The sequence below is a fragment of the Synechocystis sp. IPPAS B-1465 genome, from assembly GCF_003015225.1.
Lineage (GTDB): Bacteria > Cyanobacteriota > Cyanobacteriia > Cyanobacteriales > Microcystaceae > Synechocystis.
Window position 1 is genome coordinate 1,109,553 of sequence record NZ_CP028094.1, and the last position, 22,244, is coordinate 1,131,796.

At 48.0% G+C, this 22,244-nt stretch carries 13 protein-coding genes; 3 read left to right on the top strand and 10 right to left on the bottom strand.

Features of this window, described 5'->3' with window-relative positions; genetic code table 11:
* Window positions 1–67 precede the first annotated feature (67 nt).
* From C7I86_RS05230 to phaP, 6 genes are all read right to left on the bottom strand, one after another.
* Window positions 68–1,492: a P-loop ATPase, Sll1717 family gene (locus C7I86_RS05230; protein WP_010872211.1), complete on the bottom strand. Its 1,425-nt coding sequence runs from the start codon at window positions 1,490–1,492 to the stop codon at window positions 68–70.
* Between the two features lie 140 nt (window positions 1,493–1,632).
* A complete protein-coding gene (locus C7I86_RS05235; RefSeq protein WP_010872212.1) occupies window positions 1,633–2,403 on the bottom strand; it encodes an Abi-alpha family protein in 771 nt (256 codons plus the stop codon).
* A gap of 274 nt (window positions 2,404–2,677) precedes the next feature.
* Window positions 2,678–2,923, bottom strand: coding sequence for a hypothetical protein (locus tag C7I86_RS05240; RefSeq protein WP_020861617.1), 246 nt, complete (start codon window positions 2,921–2,923; stop codon window positions 2,678–2,680).
* Window positions 2,924–2,978: 55 nt separating this feature from the next.
* Window positions 2,979–4,697: an iron uptake porin gene (locus C7I86_RS05245; RefSeq protein ID WP_010872213.1), complete on the bottom strand. Its 1,719-nt coding sequence runs from the start codon at window positions 4,695–4,697 to the stop codon at window positions 2,979–2,981.
* A gap of 179 nt (window positions 4,698–4,876) precedes the next feature.
* Entirely contained in the window at window positions 4,877–6,460 is a 1,584-nt protein-coding gene (locus C7I86_RS05250) for an ABC transporter permease subunit (protein WP_020861618.1), read from the bottom strand.
* A gap of 347 nt (window positions 6,461–6,807) precedes the next feature.
* Window positions 6,808–7,077, bottom strand: a complete 270-nt coding sequence (phaP, locus tag C7I86_RS05255) for a phasin PhaP (RefSeq protein ID WP_010872215.1) — start codon at window positions 7,075–7,077, stop codon at window positions 6,808–6,810.
* 513 nt (window positions 7,078–7,590) lie between these two features.
* Here phaP and C7I86_RS05260 point away from each other — a divergent pair.
* The 3 genes from C7I86_RS05260 to C7I86_RS05270 all read left to right on the top strand — a co-directional run bounded on the left by C7I86_RS05260 (window position 7,591) and on the right by C7I86_RS05270 (window position 11,972).
* Entirely contained in the window at window positions 7,591–10,122 is a 2,532-nt protein-coding gene (locus tag C7I86_RS05260) for a glycogen/starch/alpha-glucan phosphorylase (protein ID WP_020861619.1), read from the top strand.
* 241 nt (window positions 10,123–10,363) lie between these two features.
* Entirely contained in the window at window positions 10,364–10,957 is a 594-nt protein-coding gene (cbiT, locus tag C7I86_RS05265; protein WP_010872217.1) for a precorrin-6Y C5,15-methyltransferase subunit CbiT, read from the top strand.
* A 133-nt stretch (window positions 10,958–11,090) separates the two neighbouring features.
* Window positions 11,091–11,972: a phosphatidate cytidylyltransferase gene (locus C7I86_RS05270; protein WP_010872218.1), complete on the top strand. Its 882-nt coding sequence runs from the start codon at window positions 11,091–11,093 to the stop codon at window positions 11,970–11,972.
* Window positions 11,973–12,074: 102 nt separating this feature from the next.
* On the opposite strand, the gene C7I86_RS05275 is transcribed toward C7I86_RS05270, so the two are convergent.
* The 4 genes from C7I86_RS05275 to C7I86_RS05290 form a co-directional block, all read right to left on the bottom strand.
* Window positions 12,075–13,592: a hypothetical protein gene (locus tag C7I86_RS05275; RefSeq protein ID WP_020861620.1), complete on the bottom strand. Its 1,518-nt coding sequence runs from the start codon at window positions 13,590–13,592 to the stop codon at window positions 12,075–12,077.
* A gap of 296 nt (window positions 13,593–13,888) precedes the next feature.
* On the bottom strand, window positions 13,889–14,338 hold the full coding sequence (locus C7I86_RS05280; RefSeq protein ID WP_020861621.1) for a hypothetical protein: 450 nt from the start codon (window positions 14,336–14,338) through the stop codon (window positions 13,889–13,891).
* 180 nt (window positions 14,339–14,518) lie between these two features.
* On the bottom strand, window positions 14,519–20,455 hold the full coding sequence (locus C7I86_RS05285; RefSeq protein ID WP_010872221.1) for a translocation/assembly module TamB domain-containing protein: 5,937 nt from the start codon (window positions 20,453–20,455) through the stop codon (window positions 14,519–14,521).
* A 305-nt stretch (window positions 20,456–20,760) separates the two neighbouring features.
* The gene (locus C7I86_RS05290; protein ID WP_010872222.1) at window positions 20,761–22,131 is read right to left on the bottom strand and encodes an AAA-like domain-containing protein; all 1,371 of its coding nucleotides are present in this window, start codon (window positions 22,129–22,131) and stop codon (window positions 20,761–20,763) included.
* Between the last annotated feature and the right edge of the window lie 113 nt (window positions 22,132–22,244).

Consider the following 22,244-nt stretch of genomic DNA (forward strand, 5'->3'; position numbering starts at 1 on the left):
TGCTGGATTCCCATGAGTTACATCAGCCCTTTCAGAATGAAATACATAAACTTATACAAGTCAAGCTTTATGATCGAGTTTCTCTAATGTTAAGCCCTTTATAGAGACTTTGATGGATATAAACAGAACCTACCGCTGGAAGCAGTAAATCTGCATCTTCACAACGAAACCTAGCAGTTCCGGCATTACCAAGCCTAACACCAATGATTGATGCATCAAAGAGACGCATCATTAGCTCTCGTGAACTGTATTTTTCGCAGAGACTTTTAGCCTTCTCTTCAAGAAGAGCGAGAAATTCATCGACGGAATCATAACGATGTTGCGTTTGTCGCAACGATTCGACAAGATCACCGAAGTAAGGGAAAAGACGACGATATTCTTGCTTAAGATCTTCCACCTTCCAGCTACTGTATCGTTCTTCAGATTCCCTAATAGTATCTTTAGACACTTCTATTGCATCACTAGCTGATCTTTTCTGGCACTCTTGAAGAAACTGAATTACTTCTCGTGGCCTCAAGAAAGTGCGTTTTACTATGTAATTAAAAGGTGCAATACCACCACGCATATCTCCCTCCTCAAATATCTCATCAACAGATATATTATTAGGAAGTCGAGCATTGATCATATCTTTTAAAAGTTCTGGACTCCAAATTATTTCTTCTTCGATTGCTCTATGCTTATCTTTGTCATCAAATTGAAGACCTTGATAAATATCTGACCGAAGAAAAGTAATCACATGAATACCTTTTCCTGTAGCCAATGAATATTTATCATTTATTTCTTTAGTTGCTTTAAGAAGTCCAATCATTAAACTTTTTGATACCTCTGAACCATCCCATGAGTCATCGAGGCGATCTATCGCAACTATAACACCAAGGTCATTACATACGGCATTTATCGCGTCGAGGAGCAAATCAATAACTTGAGGCGTTAACATTTGTTGCTGCTTGTCACGTTCGAATCCAATACCAAACCCAAAAGCTTCAAGATTGAATGCGTTCAAGCCTTTTAGTAATGTCCTTACAGTATTTGTTGGTGTTGGTGCATTCTCGCCAAAGTTATTTGTAACAAATTTACAGATACGATCTAATGCCTTCCGAGCATTTTCGTCAAGCCTTTCAGGAGACACGTCTAACAAGACTGCTGAGGCATCAACTGCAATAGTAAATTTCCAAGCATTAGTATGAGCCTGTTCTAAAAGTAAGCCTTGCTCTTGGTAATCTTTCATTGCCCCCCAAGCATATTGATCTGGTGTCATTAAGCTTACTCGAACACTTTCTTTGTAGCGTTCCGTAGCCAATCGCAAGAGTTGAGTAAAGATTGCAGACTTTCCAGCTCCCTTTCGACCAAGAAAATGGGCACTACGAAAACGAAGAGATTGGTCTACCTGTGGTGTACTAATGAAGTAGTCCGCTAACCTCCGGTCAGCTTCTGCATCAACTGTGCCAAAATCTAAATCTTTAATAGTAAGACCTTTATCGGATAATTTCATATTGATTTCACTGAAAAATTGAAGAATTTACTGTCTTTGTAAGTGGTGCCCGCCGCATAACGCCAAGAGTCAGAAGCAGGTCGAAGTCTATGAAAAGACAGATCGCGGCTGCTCTCGTCTTCTACATCTTGATATTAGCTCTAGTCCGCGGCCCTTGAATAATAAAAGCGATCTTCAATTGGAAGAACCTCACTCCCGTCGCTGAGCGTCATTTTACGATCAGTGCAGACTCGCATAAAGTGAATGCCAAATAAGGTGAGTGAGACATGAGCCTTAAAGCTCCTATTTCCATCTTGCATATACCATATACTAATCCTTGCTTCTTCATCGACCGGAGTGTCATCGTATTTATGGATTATCAAGAGGCCCAGACGCTCCAAGTTGTTCAGTGCAACGCTTATCTGAACTATATTATATTTACGGGAGTCATTAGCATATGTGAATTCATCCGGTTTTGCCATTACTCTTAAGTGCAGAAGATATAGGACGTTCAACAGTTCAGCATCGACAATATCAACTTGTTTTAAGACTTCTACAAAAGACTTTGTTGAGTTAGTGCGATCAGATTCTGTTAAAGCAGAGGCAAGTAGGTTTGCCCAGAGGGTTTGCAGGTTTTCATCATCTTCGGAAAGTGCTGCACCCAGAAGTGGAAGACCAATCCGCAGAGGAAGACTAGAGATTTCTGGATTGCCCCGTTCAATTAATATGCGATCCAACTTGTCGCGCAAATGAAGGGCATTGCTAATTTTCCAGTGTTCTGTGTATTGCTTGACAATGTCGCCCAGATCCTGAATCGCCGGACCTATAATTTGAGAAATAAATCGAGACAGTTCAGATGTTTTGTCTATGGCATTACTGGTTGCCTTTGCAATCTCCTGCACTGCCTTTGCTGATTCCTCAATCTCTGACATGGGTCTCCTGTTGGTAAGCTAGCTAAGGATTATACAGAAACTTTTCGTATATCACTCCCAAATAGAATGATTGTAAACAAGGTTTCCACATAACGTTCCTAATGGCGATTGGCAATTCTATGACCTATCAGTTTCAAGTGAGTTCAAATCTTGTGGATGAATAGTTGTAATACCTGATATACCAATAAAGTTGCTTGGATTGAGGGTCAAAAGATGTGTAATTCTATTTGCAAGCATAATCGCATAACGACATTGGTATCAAGCAAATATCGCGTCATTCTTCGTAAATACTGTCGCGATCAAAAGCTTCGTCGGTTAAACTTGGGCTACCTTTAGCAAGTTGCGAAACCCATTCACGAAATTCTCTAGCCCTGTCGGATGGCGTTGCTTTTTGCCAAAATGGAAGAGACGATGCAACTTGTTTAGACTGAAACTCAATGAAAGCCATGAAATCAGCAATTTTTTCAACTTGCTCATCATTCAGTTCGTCTAATTTTTCTTTTAGATTTTCTCTCAGCATAGGTAGATTTTGAGAAAATAGATACTTTCCATCGTAACTGATAGGCTCTTAGCTCTTAAAACTTAAAGCTAGTCCTCAAAGCGGCTACCCAAAGGGGATCTCGGCCATTGGCGGGATTAATGCCAATCCAAAAGGCTGGGGTGAGGGAAATGTTATCGTTGAATTGGTACAAATAAAAGGTTTCCACAAACCAAGGAGCATCGGTGGTAGCGGGAGTAATATCAGGCACATTATTGTTATTGCTGATAAAAGAAGCATAGGGAGGCTGGCCCACCGATACCACGCCCACATTACCTTCCTTACCCAAATCGGGAAAAGCTAAGCTAACTTTCCAGTTCCAAATGTCTGCTGTGTCCCCCTGGCGATCGCCACTTTTGGCCGTCGCATCGCTATACATACCCCAACCCTCCAAACTAAACCAGTCGGCCAACTGCCAAGTCCAAATAACGGCATAGTGATTAGTACTACTAGCGGCGTCATCAAACGGATTATCAGTGTTGGCCAAGCCGGTGTAACCCAAAGCGGAAAAACTATCGTATTGCCCCTGGGGAATGTAGTTATGGAGGTAAGAAAAAGCCACTCCAGTGTTGGCGGCGGGGACATAATTCAACTGGGCCCCTACCCCAAACTGACCGTTAAATAGTCCTTCACTTTGATTGGGGGAAAAACCCTTACCGGCGGAATAAAAACCTCCCAAACTCAGGTCATCGGTGAAATTATAGGAAAAACCCGCCCCAGGGCCGGAATTGTCGTTGGGTAAATAAATGGGGGCGATCGCCCCGAAGAAAGACACTGCTCCATCGGTAAAGGAATTGGTGTAGGGAGCGAGGGGGTCCATGATGTCATCCATGGTGATGCGATTACCGGCTAGCCAGATGCGGGCCCGATCGCCGACCGGGAAACTGTACTGCATTTTATTGATGTTGACATTGCCCTGTTCTTCCGTGGCGGCAAAGTTAAAATCAGTCAAATTACTGCCCCCCCGAGCCAGGAAAAAGTTGGCTGATTGTAGACGAATTAGGAGATTATCTTCCCCAGAAAAACTAGTATTAAAGTTAATCCGTTGACGGAAATTGACCGTAACTTCTCCATTTTGCACCGGTTGATCCGGTGGGCCATCGGCCTGTTCACTGCCTCCAACGCCGGATAAAACCCAAATGGAATCCCCCGTTAACTTAGTGGTGACGGAAAACTGGCGGTCTTCGAGGTAAGCAATGCGAGTTTCTAGGTTACCAATGCGGGTGTTATAGGCCTGTAATTCCTGTTCAAATTGTTGAGCCAAAAGCTTGAGTTTATCAATGTCTTCCCGTAAAACCATCGCATTTTCTTGGATTAAACGCTCCATCACATTCATGCAAGCATTTAAGCCAGCAGCAAATTCCCAACGACTCAAAGGGCGGGCACGCAGTGTGCCTTCGGCATCGCCTCGGAAGGTACGGTCAGGATAGCCCACAATACAGCCATAACGCTCCACCAGACTTTGCAGAGCTTCATAAGCCCAGGCTGTGGGCTGCACATCCCGCAACTGATCAACACTGGTCGCTTGGCCCATGGTAGCTTGCAAGCTACTAACGGAGGTTTTGGCATTGTCGTTGACAGTGAAAGTACTTCCCAAGCGCCGCCGTTGAGGAAAATTATTCTGTGTAGATAAATTGTCTAAATTATTCAAGGATTGGGCGAAAATGGGCTCCGTATTGCCTCCCCCCACAATGGCTGTGATTAATACAGTAATCCCCAGGGAAGATAGGCAAGTAAACTGTTTAGTGAAGTTCATTTTTTAAGTGATTTAGTTAACGAAAAAGTCAGACACTAGATGCAAATAAAAAATAGATGGTGGGGAGATTGATCAGTTACAGATTAACTAATAAAAGGATTGGCAAACTGACTTAATTGGTGGGGAAATTTATCAAATGCCTGGATAAACTAAGCATCACAGTTACCGCAGAAACCAAACTAAGCCGTCGCTGCTTTAGCTTTTTTCTTGGCCCGGCCAATGGGGTCCATGTAATTTTCTAGCCATTTGAAGACGAAGGAAGAAATGGTGGTGAGAAGTAAGTACACCAGAGCGACAGCAATGTACACTTCAAATGCTCGATAGGTGGTGGCCACAATTAACTGCCCTTCCCGGAATAGTTCCTGGAAGCCAATCACGGCGGTTAAACTGGTGTCTTTAATTAGGGTGATAAATTCGTTACCCAGGGGCGGCAAAATACGGCGAAAAGCTTGGGGAAAAATTACTTCCTTCATAGTCTGCCAAGGGGACATACCAAGGGATTCACAGGCCTCCCACTGGCCCTGATCAATGGATTGGATACCACCTCGAATAATTTCTGCTAGATAAGCGGCCACATTCAAACTGAGGGCAATAATGGCCGCCGGGAACCGGTCAATGGTGATGCCCAAGCCAATTTCCTTGAACAGCGCCGGCAAACCGAAGTAGATGATGAATAGTTGCACCAACATGGGAGTACCGCGGAAAAACTCCACGTAGATGCGAAATATCAGTTGTAGAGGCTTAATATCGGAAATCAAGGCGATCGCCACTCCGGTGCCACCGATTAAACCAAAGAAAACGGAAAAGGCGGTGAGGAGAACGGTGAGTATGGAACCTTTAAAGAGATTGCGGAACAGGGTGATGAGAAAGTTATCGTTGGGGTTAGCTTGACTGCGTTCGGTCAGGCTCTGGGCCGTGCCCACTTTACCCACCAGGGAAGGGGCTACTAGGGGGAGAAAGGGGGGATTTTTTTCGCCAAACCATTTTTCATAGATGGCGTTATAGGTGCCATTTTCAATAATTTGGAATAAACCTTGGTTGAGCACTTCCCTAGTTTGATTAATTTCCCCAGGAGGAGCCAGGGGCATGGCAATGCCGTAATAATCTTCACTGCCAACATCGGCACTAATTTTGACGTTTCTCAAACCTGCGTCTTTGATGGCGTAGAGCAATACTGGGCGGTCATTGATCACTGCATCGGCGTTCCCGTTGACCAATTCCTGGAGAGCAGAGGTAATGGAATCAAAGTTGGTAACTTTAGCCCCAGGTACGTTAGTCGCTACCATCGCCCCAGTGGTACCGATCGCCACCGCTAATCTTTTCCCCTCCAAATCCTTCAGGTTTTTGATGGTGTCGTTGCCATCCTGCACGGCGATCGCCAGCACCGATTTAAAATAGGGACTGGAAAAGGACACCGACTGGGCCCGCTCTGGGGTAATGGTAATGGCACTGATGGCCGCCCCCACCGTATTGGATTGCAAGGCGGGGATAATGCCGTCGAAGGGATAGCCCTGAATATCAACGGTGACCTGGGCCGCTTCTCCGATCGCCTGAATCAAATCCACATCAAAACCGGTTAATTGCCCCGTGGCTTCATCGGTCATTTCAAAAGGAGGAAAGGTGGGTTCCGTGGCCACAATGATGGTTTGGCGGGAAACCTGGGAAAAGGCCGGTAATAACGGTATGGCGATCGCCAACAGTACTCCCAAAGCCAGCAACAGATAATAACGCCAGGTTTTACCCCAATGGCCCAGTTTAACCATGCCCTTCACTCCTCATCGTTGGCGGTAGTTCCTTGGCATTTTCCCCCAAGGGGGATTATTGCGGCGGAGACCATCAACAAACTTAATAAACTTTTCATAACCTTGGTCAGTATTGTCGCAAAAGCAGACTAAAACAGCATTGCAGAATACAGTTTTTCTAGGTTGGGCAGTGTGGGAAGGCAAATTGAGGCAATTTTGGCACAAAAGCAAACCCCCACAGAATCCTAAAATTCTCCGGGGGAAACGCATAGTTTCGAGTCTATGAAGCTTGCAACGAAGTCGATCGGTACGATAAGTTGGGTCTAATCGAAGGATTAATCACCGTTGGTTAATAGGCTTACATCAGTCTAGTTAGCCGATACGGGCTCTTGCCGCAGGGCTTGAAAATAGTTGTCCCAAAATTGTTTTTGGGCATCGATCATCATTGTGGCGGATTTTTCCTGGGCTTCCAGGTAGCTTTTGACCATTTCCTCTTGTAATTTCAAACTGGTTTCAAAGGTATCGGTCAATTTAATTTCAGCGGTGCCTTTGGGCAGGCTTTCCATCCAAGTGCTAAAAAATTTCTTTTGCCAGTCCAGTAACTGGGTTTGGTATTCTTCAAAAAACTGGGTGTTCATAGGGCTAAAACCGCTAATATCCCTAAACGTTCAAGGGTTTAAGGGGAAGCAGGGCGGTGCAGACCACTTCCAATGAATATCGGTATCGCACGTCTCCATTATAGTGATTGGCCTTGGCCTCCCCAGGGAAAAGTCCGGGGGAATATCACCAAAGTCTGACATCTTTTGCCCCCTTCTTTTCACTAGTCAACCCTAAAAGCTGAGCTTAGAAGCAGAAGCGGCGATCGCCAGTGGTTATCATGGACAATCTGTTCACTACGGTGATTAGAAATTGATGGCAAAGGGCAGATTAGTTTTCTGTCACTGTGTCAACTGTCCTTAACAATGCCCGATGGGGTAGGTGTAGAGTCTTGGCAGAGACCTTACACTACTCTAAAGTTAGCATCGCTGTTGTGAGCCTGGATTGCCGGAGTAACTAATGGTGGTTATAGAAGGCGATCGGGCTTCTGTACTTTGAGCTAGCGTCGGCTAGCCTGGGTGATGTCACCCCGACTTTTTCATCAGGAACAATCAATGATTGATCAATCTACCCTAAACACTTCCCCTCAACCCACTATCACAATTGAAGATGACCGCACCGGCATGAGTGTGGCCACTTTGAAGCGGGCCTTTTTGGATAACCTTTTTTATCTACAGGGGATTGATCGTTCCCAGGCAACCCTCTACGACTACTACGTTGCCCTGGCCTATACCATCCGCGATCGCCTGTTGCATCGTTTCATCAAGACCGTCGCCACCTATAAGCAGGAAAAAGTGAAGGTGGTTTGTTACCTGTCGGCGGAATTCCTGATGGGACGGCATTTAGGCAATAACCTCATTAACCTGGGGTTGTACGACAAAATCGACCAGGTAATGAAAGAATTTGACCTGGACTTAAACGAAATTATTGAGCAGGAACCAGACCCCGGCTTGGGCAATGGTGGCTTAGGCCGTCTAGCGGCCTGTTTCCTCGATTCCCTTGCTTCCCTAGAAGTGCCGGCGATCGGCTACGGCATCCGCTATGAGTTTGGAATTTTTCACCAGCGTATTCAGGACGGTTGGCAGGTGGAAGTGCCCGACAACTGGTTACGGTTTGGTAATCCCTGGGAAATCCCCCGGGCTGATGAGTCGGTGGAAGTAAAGCTAGGGGGCCACACGGAGATCATCCATAACGAAAAAAATCAACCCAAGGTGGTCTGGATTCCCGAAAGGACTATTCTGGCCATTCCCTACGACACTCCGGTACCTGGTTATCAAACCAATACGGTCAATCCCCTCCGACTCTGGAAGGCAGAAGCTAGTGAAGAATTTAACTTTGAAGCTTTCAATTCTGGTCTGTACGACCGGGCAGTAGCGGAAAAGATGGATGCGGAAACCATTTCCAAGGTTCTTTATCCCAACGACAATACCCCCGCTGGCCGAGAATTGCGCCTAGCCCAACAATATTTCTTTGTTTCTGCTTCCCTGCAGGATCTAATTCGGATTCATCTCCGCACCCACCCTAATCTCGATACTTTCTACGAACTCACCGCCATTCAGTTGAACGATACCCACCCCGCCGTGGCGATCGCCGAATTGATGCGCCTGTTTGTGGACCGTTATGACTACGACTGGGATAAGGCCTGGGACATCACCCAAAAAACCTTTGCCTACACCAATCACACCCTCATGCCGGAAGCCCTAGAGCGCTGGTCAGTGGATTTGTTTGCCAAACTATTGCCCCGTCATTTGGAAATTATTTACGAGATTAACCACCGCTTCCTAACGGGGTTGCAAACCTGGTTCCCCAACGACGAAGCTCTGGTGGAAAGCCTTTCTTTGATTGAAGAAAACCATGGCAAAAAAATTCGCATGGCCAACCTGGCCTGTGTGGGTAGCCATGCCATCAATGGAGTAGCCGCCCTCCACACCGAACTGCTGAAAAAAGATACCCTGCGGGACTTTGCCAAGCTCTGGCCCCAGAAGTTCTTTAACAAAACCAATGGCGTTACCCCCCGCCGCTGGATTTTGCTCAGCAACCCTGAACTATCTGCGTTGGTAACGGAAAAAATTGGCGATGGTTGGCTGAAGAACCTGGATGAAATGCGACAAATTGAAAAGTTTGTTGATGATCCGGAATTTTGTCGTCGCTGGCGAGAAATTAAGCAAAATAACAAGCGTAACTTAGCGGCCTATTTGCTCAAGTATCGCAATGTTCAGATTGACGTTAACTCCCTGTTTGATGTGCAGGTCAAACGGATTCATGAATATAAGCGCCAACACCTAGCGGCCCTAGAAATTATTCACCTCTATAACCGCATCAAACAAAATCCCCATGCGGAAATTGTGCCCCGTACCTTCATTTTTGGGGGTAAGGCCGCTCCAGGTTATTTCATGGCCAAATTGATTATTAAGTTGATCAATGCTGTGGGGGAGGTGGTCAACAACGATCCCGATGTGCGGGGAAGGCTCAAAGTTGTCTTTGTCTCTAACTTCAACGTTTCCCTGGGGCAAAGAATTTATCCCGCCGCCGACTTGTCGGAGCAAATTTCCACCGCAGGCAAGGAAGCCTCCGGTACAGGAAACATGAAATTCGCCATGAACGGCGCCCTCACCATTGGAACCCTAGATGGGGCTAATATCGAAATTCGGGAAGAGGCAGGGCCAGAAAACTTTTTCCTCTTTGGCCTTACCGCTGAACAGGTATATGCCATGAAAGAAAACGGTTACCATCCCCACACCTACTATGACAATAACTTTGATCTAAAAGCTGTGATTGACCGCATTGCCCACGGCTACTTCTCCCCCGGTAACCCCAATTTGTTCCATCCCATTGTGGAGTCCCTTCTGCACCACGATCCCTATATGCTACTGGCGGACTACCAAGCCTATGTGGGCTGTCAGGATGAAGTCAGCAAAGCCTACGCCGACCAAGACCGGTGGACAAAAATGTCCATTCTCAACTCGGCCCGCATGGGTAAATTCTCCTCCGATCGCACCATTCGGGAATACTGCAAGGAAATTTGGGATGTGCCCCCGGTGAAAATTTCCCTGGATGAATACCATCCCGAATACGCCGATTTATAGTCCCAGATCTGGTTTGACTGCCCCCTGATTCTAAAGTTAGGGGGATATTTACCTCAAAATTTACCAGTAATATGGAACTCTGGTGGATTGGGGGATTGAGTCGGCTCTAGGAACAGAAAATCCCAAATCTGGTTAACATTTTTTGCCTAGGATGCCACTAGGATTGTATCGGCCATCATTTACCCCTGCGGAAAAATGGGGGGACAATGGTGGCTTAACTGTCAGCGGAGAAACTAAGTCCATGCTCTGGCCCTATAAGACCCCAGGAATTACAGATGGCCTGTTTGAACGATTACCGGGCATTCCCCTCAGCAAAAGGGAGGTACGCCTGCTGATTATTTCCGCTTTGCAATTGAAGGAGGAATCCATCATTTGGGATATTGGGGCTGGCACTGGCACCATTCCGGTGGAACTAGCCCTACTGTGTCCCCGCAGTCGCATTGTGGCGGTGGAAAGGGATGAGGAGGTGGCGGGTTTAATTCGCCGTAACTGCGAACGGTTTGGGGTAACTAATGTGACTGTCCATGAGGGCAGTGCTCCGGATTGCTTACCGCAGTTAATTGCCCACCCCACCCATATTTGCATTGAGGGAGGGCGTCCCATTAAGCAAATTTTGCAGGAAACCTGGGCCCATTTAGCTCCCGGAGGTCGTTTAGTGGCAACAGCGAATAATTTGGAAAGTCTCTATGGCATTTCTGAAACCCTGTCGGAACTCCAGGTCCGCAACGTGGAGGTGGTGCAAGCGGGGGTAAATCGTCTAGAAAAACGTGGTTTACAACAGATTTTTGCAGCGGTGGACCCTACTTTTATTTTGGCGGGAGAAAAGTTGTCTTAGTCGGGGAGATGTAAGGGAAGGCCTAGGGGTTTGCTTCTGTTCTAAAATAAAAACTAAGAAAAGGTTAACAAAGAGTAACTTTTTAGTACGAAGTTGACACTTTTCCTTATTTTTGGTCTTTTTTACCTTTACCATGCCCACCCAGCGAATTATTAGTGCAGTCATCGGTATTGCCTTGGCGTTTTCCCTACTAATTTTGGGGGGCTGGTACTTTAGCGCGGCGATCGCCCTAGTAATTTATTTAGGATTGCGGGAATATTTCCAAATGGTGCGGGCTAAGGGCATTGCCCCAGCCGCTAAGACCACCATGGTGCTGTCATTAATGTTGCTGCTGTCGGCCACGGTTACCCCCCATTTAACTGATGCATTTTTTCCTTTAACCGGGGCATTAATTTGCTTTTATCTGCTGTTTCAACCCAAAATGGCCACCATTGCCGACATTTCTACTTCGTTACTGGGCCTGTTTTATGGGGGCTATTTGCCCAGCTATTGGGTGCGACTGCGGTTGGGGGATGGAGCCGTTAACCCTATGGGTTTGCACTTGCCCCTGAATGGTTTTTGGCCGGAGTCCTGGGCCCATCCGGAAAATTTTCCCACGGGCTTACTGGTCACTATCCTTGCCTTTGCTTGCATCTGGGCGGCGGACATTGGCGCTTACATTATGGGGAAATGGTTAGGACGTACCCGTCTGTCGGACATTAGCCCGAAAAAAACCGTGGAAGGTTCCCTCTGGGGAGTAGGAGGCAGTTTGCTGGTGGGGGTATTGGGAGCTTGGTATTTGCAATGGCCCTACTGGGAAATTACCGGCGCTTTACTGGGCCTATTAATTGGCATAGTTAGCCTGCTGGGGGACTTGACGGAATCAATGATGAAACGGGATGCGGGAGTTAAGGATTCTGGGCAATTAATTCCTGGCCACGGAGGAATTTTAGACCGCACCGACAGCTACGTTTTCACCGCTCCCCTGGTCTATTACTTTGTCGTTTTACTGTTGCCTGTGTTGAATAATTTGTGACTGGAAACTCTTCTGACTGAGGGGAAAATCAGTTTGCAAAAATTCCCGCTCCCTAATCTGGAATACGCTCTTTGATGCTCAAACAAGGATAAAACTGAACTTTTAGTTAGGAACCTGAATACTAGACATCAAAGACTGAGCGCCTTGCTCATCGATGGTCTTCCAGTCAGAATTTGCGCCAAGACGATTTTTAACCTTGAAATTGGCAATCGGATTAATCACTTCCCAAGTCGTTCCAGTTTGGTGCAATGCGTTGTGGGAACCCTGACCTCCACCAGTCCAACTTTTTGCCCAATAAATTCCGTTCTGGTTTGCCCCTGATGAACAGTTGCCAGCATTACCACCACCACTCAAGTTAAGGGTGTAAGTTGGTCCCCAGAAAAAGATACTACAGACAGCAGAATTTCCACCGGTGCTAAAGGTTCCACTAGCATTAGCTATTGGACCAATTATCTGGACATCAGTTGCGTCACAGCCAGATACCCCAGAGCAATCATGGACAATTTGGGAGTTACCACCAATATCCACATTTCCTGTGAGGAACAAAACCACTTTCTGACCGGGGGTGAATTGAAGATTAACTCCATTTCCAGATACGGACTTTCCTGAGGTTGAATTTATTGTGTAGTAATAAGTTTGGTTGGCAGAATTATAGTTTGAAGAACTTGTCGTGTCTGTGCCGGAACGGGGTAGAGTGAGATTGCCTGTAACCGTCGGCAAAGAAGCAGGTGTAACTCCGGCGGGAGCAGAAGTAGGTGGATCGGGCATCGGAATGGGACTGGCTCCCGGGGGATCCATTGAATTTGGTAGAGCAATCCGCTGAGAACCAGAAACATACTCGGTATAGCCAGAATTTTGACCATTGCCAGCGCTTGTAGTAAAGGTTGGCTTGTCACATTCGTATATGACCTGAGCATTCACAGAACCGGGATTGTTGACATTTTGCCCTGCTGTGATAGTTCCTTTAACCCATAAACCAGGCACAACTCCAGTAAATGGGGCACTGCCGTCCGTTATGGGGAAACTTGCAACCAAATTGGTTTTTGCTTGATTAGGACTATTATCCTCACCAGCTAGACCTCGAACGTGAACCACTCCTTTTTGTTGGCTGGCGTCAAATCGATAATCCACCATCTGAAATTTAGGAGCTTTGGCCCCATTACCTGACGGGTTAGGCAGGGCTTTGGGAGCAGACATAGTCTGATCATAAAAAGCTGTTATTTCAGTTGCCAAAGCATCTTTGACTTCATCCACTGTCATATTTTTATAATTACAACTCGCTCCCTGAAGCTCTGCTGCCGCTTCGGTTAGAAATGCATCATTGGGGACAAAAGAGCCACTAGCTGTACTTCCCCATTGGGAAAAGTGTTTCTTAGCTAAAACAGGATTCTTGAGAAGAAAGGCCTGAACCTGAGTTAATCCAGCTTCAGCCGCTTGGTCAGCAGTAGATTTAGCTGCTTGGGCTGTGACCTGATTTTGATCATTCATGCCCTTCATGACAATCGCCGCCGCGGCCACGGTAATAACCAACCCACCCATAATCACTAGGGGTAGGGCAAAACCAGCGGAATCTTTTTTCCTACCGGCGGTGAGAAAATTTAAGACAAAACGAGGTTTCATAATTACCCTTCGATCCCTACAAAGGTCAGTGTTCACTTAAAAGCAACCAGCAGGTGGAGGGACTTTGGCAGAGGCGTCAAACCTGGACTAACCATAGAAAACTATGTCCTTTGCATGGCCCCAAACAGGCAGATTAGGCATACTGCCCATTGACCATTGTAGAGATCCAGGCCGTGGCCCTCTGTGATCTAGATCACAACTATTGGGTGACCCAGACCACTTCTATAGCCTGAAAAGGCAGGGCCAAAGGCGATCGCCAGGGGAAAGAAGGGTAAAAATTAGCTAATCAAATGGGGTTAGCTCAACCAGCCATTTTTGGTGCCAGGGATCGTTGGGGCAAAAACCTGGAGTCGTTCAAATTGCGCTTCCCGAATTTCGTACATTAGGCTGATTAAACTGTCGGCATGGGGAGAATCGAGGATTTTTTGTTTAATTTCCTCAAAGCCCTCATCCAAAATATTGTTAGCTTCAGCTAAATCATCGGTGGCTTGGAGTTGCCGTTCCAGTTCACCAAACTTATTTTTCAACATCTGTCCTTCGGCGTTATCTGGAAAAGAGGCCACCATCTCGGCGATCGCCACTTGCAATTGTTCCAGTTCCGCTTGCTCGGCCACAGGATTGGCCATTACCTGGGTCTGTTCCATGGTGAGCGGAGCCCCATCAAAGCTTAAACCATTGGGGACAGGAGCCTCCGTGGGGGGCATAAACAGGGTAAAAGCGGAAACAACAAAGCAACCAACACACATGGGACTAATTCTCCTAACACAATTTATGGAAATGGAACTATGGATAGCAATTGGGCCTTGGTCATTCTCCCTGAACCGGGCACCAAAGCGCCCCATGGGGATCGGAAACCACCGCACCGTAAAAGTTGAAATTTGCCCCACCTTAACAAAAAAATAGCTCCGGCTTCTAGGGTGCCAGTTTTAGAACTGTTTCTCATAGCGGATGATGAACTGGCTGAAATTGTAATCGTAGGTAAAACGCATATATCCCTTATCTTCCACTTCATAGATCGCTTCGAGGAAAGGCACCACCCGGAAATCGGTGCTTTTAATCTTGTCGCTGATGGCGGTTTCCACATCGTAGACCAATCCCTGGAAAATCATCGGGATCGCTAACTGGGTAATGCCCACCTGTAATAACTGGCTAGAGTTTTTCCCCTGGAGTGCATCCACTAGGACAATGACCTGTTCTCCCAACAGGCGGACAATTTCCCCTTCGGTGCGGGGAGGACTGCTGGTCAAACTCAGGGCCGGATTACTGAAAATTTGCTCATTTTGCACCCCCTGGGCGGCCAGGATTTGTAGGCAACGGGAAAGGCGATCGAGCTGAAATTCGTCGAAACTACCCACCCCCGTCAGCGGCCGAAAAGTAACAGTAGGGTCACAAACAGCGCTGTAGCGGGGATTAATGTTGGGTAAAATCTGGCTCAAACTGCCGTCAATGGTCAGGCGCACATCAATCCGTTCAATTTGGTTCAGGCTGTCGTCGGGATATTCATTGGTTTCCTGGGAGCGCATGCGGGCCGACTGGGGCAAGTCTGACACAATAGTACGCATAGCAATGTTCAAGCTGGGATTAATTAACTCCTCGTTGGGAGAAAACGTAATCGTGTTGGGGGCCCGGCGATCGAGCAAAAAGCGGGTATCAAGAAAGCTGACCCGACCTCGGTCGAGGCTAATGGTGCCATCGGCCCTTAGATCATCGAAGTTGGTCAGGGGGCCATTAACTGTGAGCCCACCACCAAAGTTAAAAACGTAGAGGGGTTCCTGCTCGATATGCAGATTGTCCAGGGTGATACGCAGATTATTTAACTGGGGCTCCACCATTGGCGATCGCCTCGTCCCTTTGAACCAACCTAATCTAGTACGTAGTTCCGCAATGCGACTGGGCTGATTCTCCAAACTGCGATCGGGCACAAAAAATCGGCCGTTGGCCAGGGCCACATCCCCCGTCAAACTGGGGGCCAGGGCAGAACCCTGGACGGTGACAAACCCCGCCAAATTACCTTGGTAGAGATTGGGAATGGTGATATTAGTGGGTTTAATGCTCACCTGAAGCGGATTTTCCAAATCTGGCTGGGGCTCAAACAGGGGTAAAATTCCCGCCACCTCAATACGGCTTTGATCCAGTTGTCCTGTTAATTGCTCAATGGCGATCGTGGTGTTGTTAAACAGAATTTCCCCATCCACCTGCACCGGGGTTGGTAGGGCAGCACTCCTGATCTGGGCTCCGTTGAGACTGACTTTCCCCAAAGCCCTGAGGTCAGAAATGCCAATGCCATTCCTTTGGTCAATTTCCCCTTCCACTTTCAGATCTGCGGATCCTTCCCCACCAAGCCAGACCAATTGCTCTTGACTGACCACGTCCAATAACTCCAAGGAATTGGGGGGAATTTTGAATTCAGCACTAAAAGTATTTGGCCCTTCCGCAGTTTTAGCTTCCTGGGGATTCCAATAAATAGGCACATCGGCCCTTAGGTAGAGGGGAGAAGCTTCCGAAGTGACCAATTGCAATAAATTGTTTTGGTAATCAAATCTGCCCCCCACCTCTTCCGGCACCGGCCTGGCGTTGAGGGTGATCTGGTCAAACTCAAACTGCCCCGATAGGTTAGGGCCAGCGGCGGTTCGGGCAAAGCTTCCTTGGGCATTAAGGCGAGCCCCAAAGGCAGAGGGCATTTCCACAAAGGAGTCCAGATTATTCAGATTAAAATCCTTAATCGACCATTGCAATTGACTTTTTTCTAGGGAGAAAATTCCTTCGGCCCCCAAGCGAGATTCTTCAATCTGCACAAAGGAAGGTAGTAAGGCCAGACGGCCATCGGCAAATTTGGCTTCAAGTTGAAACTGTTCGATGGGCAGAAAACGGGTTTCATTCATCACTAGCCCAATGGGGGGCACGATGTTGGGGAAGGGCCCCTGGGGATACCAACTCCAATTTTTGCCCTGTACTTTGAGAGCAAGGGCCGGATCTCGCAGGGTGCCATTCAGATTAAGGGCTGCATCGAAATTACCCTGAACATTTAACTGGGTCGGTACGCCCCCCCGTTCGTACTGCTGGGCGAGGGCGATAATACGTTGGTCAATGACATAAAGGAGATTAAGTTGATTTTCCAGTGCCCCATCGGGGTTACCCAAACTGAGAGGGCCAATGGTATCCGCTAATTCTTTAGGGGTAGATTCCAAACCGGTGAGCCGCAGTAGGGATCCCACATCGGAAATGTTGGCCGCCGCTAGCAAGGGGGCAATATCACCATCTTTGACGTTTACCCTAGCTTCGATGGCTTCGGTTCTGAAGTTCAGTGACCCCTGGGCTTGGTATTGGCCAAGAGCGGTTTTAAGCTGGCCTTGTTTGAGTTGTAGGGTTTGATTTTGGTAAGCCAGGGCCGCAGTTACTTCACCGATCGCCGTGGTGCCAAGGGTAACGCCATCAATAGCTAAATTACCTTGGCCGTGGCCGTTGCGGAGGTTAACCACTAGGTCGGCGTTAAAGTTGCCACCCAGTTGCTCGACAATTTGATAACGTAGACCCGGGCGGAGATCCAACAGAGCGACGGGAAAATCCGCCACTTCCATGGCCAGGCGATCGCCGTTGAGTTTGCCCTGGGCGAGGATGGGTTTTTCCCGTTCATAGGCTTGGCGCAGATTAAAGCTGGTGGGGAGATAGGGGAAGAGGCAATTGCCCCGGCAGGGTTGGAGGTTTACTGCTAGGCGATCAACTTGTCCCTGGAGATCCAGTAGGACATTTTGGTTTAACTGCACCGCCAGGGGGCCCCGCAATTGGGGTTCAAAGCCAAAACCATTAACGGCTAAATTGTTGACCGCCAAATTACCAGCCAGTTTTAAATCCCCAAGCCCTGTGACATTGCGTCCTGTTAATTGGCCAGTAAATTGACTACTACCCTCCAGGGCCAAAGCTTGGGGACGAAATTCCGGTGCTAAGGGTAGTTGAGTTAACAGGGCATTAACGGGCAGTTGGGCAAAACTCAGGCCATTGCGGACATTGAGATTGACATTGGTTAATGCGGGTCGTTGATTAAAACTGCCCACACTTATCTTGCCCTGGGCAGAAACGGTTTGCTCCCCACTGCGGAACAACGCCTGTTGTACTGTGACGGGAATGGCCTCCAAGTTTCCATCATTGGTAAATACATTGCCCAAGTTGCCCGCCAGCTTAACTTCTCCCTCCACTGGGGCAAGGGATACTCCATCGGTGCCGCCGTACTGAGCCAGAACGGGATTGAGGTTAATATCCTTGGCGGTGAGCCGACTTTGCCAGGCTAAATTTTTCAGAGCACTGACACTGGTTACAGTACCTCCGGCAACTTCCAAATCTACATTGGCGATCGCCGCTACTCGACTCAGATCCGGTTGAGCTTGCACCAAATCTGCTAAGTTTACCCCCAGAGAAATTCGGCCCTTTTCCACCTGGGCCGGGAAGGGAATTTCTGGAGCTAGGGCATTGAGGGGAATGGCCACCACATTGGCGATCGCCGCCAGGTTGCCATTGAGCAAAGAACCGTTCACCGCTACGGGGCCATTGGCCACGGTTAGGTTCAATTGTCCTTGGCCTTGGAGACGGTTGAGGTCAAAACTGCGTAAAGCTTGCCAGGTGTTAATGTCCCCTACAAAAGCTTGGGCTTGGATTTCTCCGTTGTTCAACCTAGCCGCCACTGGTAACTGGAGCAAAAAGGTATTGAGAGAAATGGCTCCGAGATTGGCATTGGTTTGCACGGTGCCCTCCGCCAGTTGGGCATTGGCCGTAACTCGGCGATCGTCCACTAGGGCGGTGAACTGGGTACGACCTTCTATCTGTCCCAGGGGTAATTGCCCAGCGAGTAAGGGGGCTAACGGTAATTGGCTTTGGGCGGTGAGTTGGCTTAGGGCCACCGGAGCGGCTAAAGCAGGCAAGTAGTTATTAACGGCTATATTATTGGCTGCCACCTCAGCCTGGATTTGACCCCCTTGGAGACTGGCATTGATGGTGGCGGTTTGTTGGTTACTGGTTAATTGCAGTTCGGCATTGCCCTGCCAACGGTTGGGATCAAAAGTAAAAATTTCCCCACTCACATTGCCTTCGCCCCGATTGAGGGTGAGGGGTTGGGCCGCCAGTTGGGGTAAACAAAAATTACTTTTTTCCAAGCCACAAAGGGTTTGCAAAAAAGGTTGCAGGGGGAACTGGGTCGTATTCCAGCGGGCTTGCCAACGATCCTGGGCAAAATTGGCTTGGCCCTGCACGTTGAAAGAGCCTTCGTTGGTGCTTATCTGCGCTCCAGTTAAGGTCAATCGAGGGCCCGCCAAATTAGCTTCTCCCCTGGTGCTTAAGTTAAGACGACCCTGGCGATCGCCGTTGGTGGTTTGCCATTGCACATTGAACCGGGGATTGCCCAACGTGCCCCCCGCTTGGCCCGAAAAACCCAGGTTACCAACTTCTACCTCTTGCAAATTCAGGTCATAGGTATTTAACAAAGCCATGGTGGCGATCACCCCGGAGACTTGCCCGGCCACGGGAATGGTTTGCCATCGCCATTGGTCTGCTTCTGGGGTTAACAATTGGCGCAGTTTCCAAGGGGACTGGACCCGGGCCTGAATTTCTCCTCCACTGGTGGGGCGTAAACTGACATTGACTAAAGCAATTTGGTCTAAATCCGCCTGGAAATTTACCCCTAGGCGATCCAAAGGAACCCGGTCCACAGTTACTGCAGCTACATTGGTTAACTGGCCCTGGAGTTGGGGGCTGGTGAGGGTTCCTTGCAATTGTCCCTGGGCTTGGACTTGTCCTGTGATGGGTAATGGTAGGGGCACCGCAATGGTGTCGAGGAAAGCGGCAGTGTCAATGGCCTTGGTGGTGAATTGGAGATCGTAGCCCGATCGCCAATCAATGGTGCCCTGGAGAGCAGCATTAAGGGGGCCAAGGTTGATCAGGCCCTGGTTAATCTGCAACTTTTGTCCGGTAAAACCTAGGTCTAAACCCACTTGCAAAGGAGCTTTAACCTTATCGATGCGGGCCTGCAGTTGCTTCAACTCGACATTGCCGAGAGTTTGTAAAGCGGACCACTGTTGCCAACTAGGTAAACTGCCCCGCACCTGGCCAGAAATTTCTCCGGTTTCCAAGGCCACTGGTAAAGGAGGTAATAGGCTGGCTAAAGCCGGTAAATCGAGGCGATTAATGGTGACATTGGTTTGACTTTCCCCCGTGTTGAGCACCGTTTGCCCCTGGGCCTGGAGATCACTGCCCAGGGATTGCACCCCCAAGTCGTAGCTAACAGTTTGGCGATCGCCTTGGCGTCGATATTGATAACCTCCTTGACCGGCTGCAGTGATTTGTACTGGCTGTTGCAAACCTTGGGGTAACAGTTGCAATTGGGCATTTTGTACATTAACTCCCACCGTTAAATCCAGAGGCAGGGAAAAGGGTTTGTCCCCCTCCGGTAACTTAATGGTGGTCCATTGCCCCGTGGGTTTTTGCTCCAGGTTCACCTGGGGATTAATGATGGTGGCCCTAACTTCCACCGGTTGTCCCACCAGGAAAGGGAGGGGATTGACATCTATCTCAATGGCTTCAATGGCGATCGCCGTGGCATCATCAACGGTCCGGGGCAGGGAAGAAGCCCCAAGGCGCACCCCCAGTAAACGAAAATCTTCCACCGGGCCAATGTCCACCGGCCGACCCAACAATCTGGATAATTCCGACTCCAAAAACGGTGATGCTTCCCGGTAGGCCAGGTGTTGTCCCCCCAGATATAGGCCCGTACCAACCACCGTCAGTCCCCCTAGGGTGATCAAGGTGCTGGGTCTAGTTAGCCAACGTCTCAATTTGGCGATCGCCCCCGCACTGTGAGGGGAAGGATTATTGCTCATGGATACTTGGCAAAATCAACTCAGTTCACGACTCACTGACCATGGGGTCTAAAGGGACTAGACCACCGCCGGGGACGGTTAGTTTCTGTTTTAGCGAAGAAAGTGGCCTAGGGGGAAATTAGAACAAATTATTCAAGCCAATCAGGACTGACGATTTTGGAGGAGGAACAGCAGGCGTCTTAGACAAGTTTTTGCTCCATTTCTCCGTAATTAGCAGACTAGAACCAACTAAACTGACTCCGATATTTTAGGACACAAGCCCGGGTTAAAGTTGAACATCCACCACAGCAAGCCGGCAAAAAACGTCACAATTGCTCATGGAAATAACGTTGGTACAAAGGACAACTGGCACTACATTGATCACCACTAAGGGTCACCAGACCCATACTTTCCAAACGATAGGCAATGGGGGGGTCTAATTGCACTGGATTTTCACTGTTCACCACCTGCTTCATGCTAGCGGCTAAGTCCGGTGCCCCGGTCAGTAAGCCCCACAGACGACGGAGATGATTGCTATAAATGCCACTCTGGGTGACGGCGTTGGCTAAAATGGTTGGTAGGTCCACATTGGTTTTTTGTACCGCATCCAAGGCCAAACGAATCAGATACGGATGGCCCCCCACCAGTTTACCGAGGGTTAATAAATTTTCCTCTTCAATTTGATTGTCATCAAAACCATAGGCGGCTTTAAGTTGCAGAATTTGTTCTTTGGTAAAACCGGTCAATTTCCATTGGCGACCCACATTAAAAGGGGATTGGTTGGCATCTAGTTTGACGTAAGCTTCGGTGGAATTAGCAATAATTAAACGTAGCTTTTGCCATTGAGCCAGGTTATTACTTTCTTCATGCCAATAGCGCAACATGGGCAGGAAGTCTTGGGCAATAACGGGAAACTCAAACAAGCGGTCTAGGTTATCAATGGCCATTACTAACGCCCGGTCAGTTTGACTAAGTAAATAATCCTGTACGTAGGTTTTACAACTAACTAAACTGCCAAATAATTCTTCATCCCAATAGTCATCTAAATTGGGTTTGATGCCCAATTCTCGACTTAAGTTGGCACAGAACCAACGCAAAAATTTATCTAGGCTACTAAACATGGCGCTTTCCGCCGTTTGTAGGTTGAGATAAATATGGCGATCGCCCGTTGCTTCCACTTCCGCCAGCAAAAATTGTAGAAGGGAAGTTTTACCCATTTTTTCCGGGGCTTTAATGCGCAAGAGGGCTCCCCCCCTGGTCAGTTCCTCCAGACATTGTTGTTCTGTGGGTAGCCGTAGAACATAGATAACGTTATCCCCCAGGGGACTGCCACGACCAACCGTCAGTGCGGGGGTAAGGCCATTAACGCCGACGGCAAACTGCTCACTCTGCCATTGGGGATATTTCACCTCCTTAAACCAGTCCCGCAACAATTGAAATTTACCCGGACCACGACTACTGGCATCTAATTCTGGACAACCCCCTGGTTTATCATTGGCAAAAACTCCATAAATTTGGGTCATTTGCTTTTTGTAGGTTTCATGGCTGGCGGCTTCGGCAATTTCCCACACTTCCAGGTCGGACTTACGCCAATGCTCATAGGCAAAGCGGGCCAAAAACACCTCTTTTAGCTTGCCTCGCAGATTGTAGTCGTGGGTAATGTCCAGTAAAAATTGGTTCCAACCAGTTGGTTTCATCGACAAATATGGTCTCGGTAATTAGAGGCTAAGCTTTAGCTCAACCTGTTTAATGGTAGCGCTGAAAACTGCTATGATACCACTGACTAATTAACAATATTTTAGTACAAAAG

Coding starts and splice junctions, on each gene's coding strand:
- C7I86_RS05285 (WP_010872221.1), bottom strand. CDS start 20,455: ATGAGCAATAATCCTTCCCCTCACAGTGCGGGGGCGATCGCCAAATTG.
- C7I86_RS05240 (WP_020861617.1), bottom strand. CDS start 2,923: ATGCTGAGAGAAAATCTAAAAGAAAAATTAGACGAACTGAATGATGAG.
- C7I86_RS05245 (WP_010872213.1), bottom strand. CDS start 4,697: ATGAACTTCACTAAACAGTTTACTTGCCTATCTTCCCTGGGGATTACT.
- C7I86_RS05280 (WP_020861621.1), bottom strand. CDS start 14,338: ATGTGTGTTGGTTGCTTTGTTGTTTCCGCTTTTACCCTGTTTATGCCC.
- C7I86_RS05250 (WP_020861618.1), bottom strand. CDS start 6,460: ATGGTTAAACTGGGCCATTGGGGTAAAACCTGGCGTTATTATCTGTTG.
- cbiT (WP_010872217.1), top strand. CDS start 10,364: ATGCTCTGGCCCTATAAGACCCCAGGAATTACAGATGGCCTGTTTGAA.
- C7I86_RS05230 (WP_010872211.1), bottom strand. CDS start 1,492: ATGAAATTATCCGATAAAGGTCTTACTATTAAAGATTTAGATTTTGGC.
- phaP (WP_010872215.1), bottom strand. CDS start 7,077: ATGAACACCCAGTTTTTTGAAGAATACCAAACCCAGTTACTGGACTGG.
- C7I86_RS05275 (WP_020861620.1), bottom strand. CDS start 13,592: ATGAAACCTCGTTTTGTCTTAAATTTTCTCACCGCCGGTAGGAAAAAA.
- C7I86_RS05260 (WP_020861619.1), top strand. CDS start 7,591: ATGATTGATCAATCTACCCTAAACACTTCCCCTCAACCCACTATCACA.
- C7I86_RS05290 (WP_010872222.1), bottom strand. CDS start 22,131: ATGAAACCAACTGGTTGGAACCAATTTTTACTGGACATTACCCACGAC.
- C7I86_RS05270 (WP_010872218.1), top strand. CDS start 11,091: ATGCCCACCCAGCGAATTATTAGTGCAGTCATCGGTATTGCCTTGGCG.
- C7I86_RS05235 (WP_010872212.1), bottom strand. CDS start 2,403: ATGTCAGAGATTGAGGAATCAGCAAAGGCAGTGCAGGAGATTGCAAAG.